The 1,301-nt window shown below is 37.0% G+C and carries 2 protein-coding genes and 1 pseudogene; all 3 read left to right on the top strand.

The genetic code is table 11. The features are described 5' to 3' along the window. The first annotated feature begins 105 nt into the window (after positions 1-105). On the top strand, positions 106-537 hold the full coding sequence (locus D7V92_RS21800) for an NTF2 fold immunity protein (RefSeq protein ID WP_121737566.1): 432 nt from the start codon (positions 106-108) through the stop codon (positions 535-537). A gap of 67 nt (positions 538-604) precedes the next feature. After that, positions 605-997 carry a DUF4377 domain-containing protein gene (locus D7V92_RS21805; RefSeq protein WP_068960247.1) on the top strand — a complete coding sequence of 131 codons (393 nt, stop codon included), beginning with the start codon at positions 605-607 and terminating at the stop codon, positions 995-997. A 75-nt stretch (positions 998-1,072) separates the two neighbouring features. After that, positions 1,073-1,301: pseudogene (locus D7V92_RS21810) on the top strand (DUF3997 domain-containing protein); the annotation flags it as partial.

Raw genomic sequence — 1,301 nt, forward strand, 5'->3', positions numbered from 1 at the left:
TATAACTTTCAAGAGGCTATAAATATATTATTAACAAGAAAAGATAACGTCTTACGCCGTTCCTTTTCAAACCATTAACATCATTACCAATAATATAGAACAGATATGGAAACAGAACTAAAAGAAACTATACAGAATTTATTGCTTCAATTCATGCAGAATATGCACGAGTGGGAAGTGATGTGTAATGATATTGCAAAGCAGAATGAACTTTCATTTGAAGAACAGTTTAACAAGCAAAAAGAATTGGTGTCAAAAATCTTTTTGAACTACTGCACTTCTCGTGAACGCAAGAATAGCAGACCTACTACTATATCTTATGGCAATGAAGGTTCTTATGAATATGATATTAATGAAGAGGAAATAACCGATATCGTAGAAGAAGGAAAGGACAGAATTGTAGTTCACACATACAGAGAAGTGCCTATGCAGGAAAAGAAGCAATACATATTCTTATTTAAAAAAGGCAAATGGCTTTTAGATTCTAAGAAAAGATATTCTTCATGGAAGCAAAAATGGCTATCTGTTTCCCTGTAAATTATATTGGTAACAAGCCAAGTTAGCTGCTAACGCAGCTCCTTGTCAGCCAATAACACTAATAAGTATGAGAACGAAAATTTATTTAAGAACGCTGCTGATAGCCTTTGTTACCATATTGGGGCTGACAGCTTGCATGAATGAAGATGAGCCAAAGGACATCACAAAAGAAGTAACGATGTATGTTTCTTCTGAAACTGGAATTATGTATGATTTATTTGATTCGGAAGGAGAATTTCCGATAGAATGTATGCTCGTCAAGGAGCAGGGAGAGGATGAATATCGTCCTTTGGCATTCTGCGGTATTCAGGGCTTCGAATATGAGAAAGGCTATGAATACGATTTGCGTGTCAATAAGACAACTTTGGCAAATCCACCAGCAGACGGTAGCATATACAAATATCAGCTTGTTCGGGTCGTAGAGAAAAGACAGGTCGGTAACCCAAACGAAGCTGAATAATGCGTACAATATGATGTTAACGAAGCAGGGTAACGGCAAGCCGTTCCCTGCTAACCATTAATAATAATTGAGCGTATGAAAACAGTTATATCATTACTCTTTTTATTGCTGCCCCTAATGCAAAGTTGCGGGTTCGTATATGAACGGCATCTTACTGGGAACTATTATTTGATAGCGGTAGATACCAAAGAAGATATGGATGTGTGTTATCACCGACAAAACGATGTTGATGCGCCTTATACGGGAATAACCGGAGCAAGTGTTTACGCAGTGGGATATGACGATGATTTTATTCTTGTCAAGG

It is taken from the genome of Parabacteroides sp. CH2-D42-20, assembly GCF_003670185.1.
Taxonomy (GTDB): domain Bacteria; phylum Bacteroidota; class Bacteroidia; order Bacteroidales; family Tannerellaceae; genus Parabacteroides; species Parabacteroides distasonis.

Coding starts and splice junctions, on each gene's coding strand:
- D7V92_RS21805 (WP_068960247.1), top strand. CDS start 605: ATGAGAACGAAAATTTATTTAAGAACGCTGCTGATAGCCTTTGTTACC.
- D7V92_RS21800 (WP_121737566.1), top strand. CDS start 106: ATGGAAACAGAACTAAAAGAAACTATACAGAATTTATTGCTTCAATTC.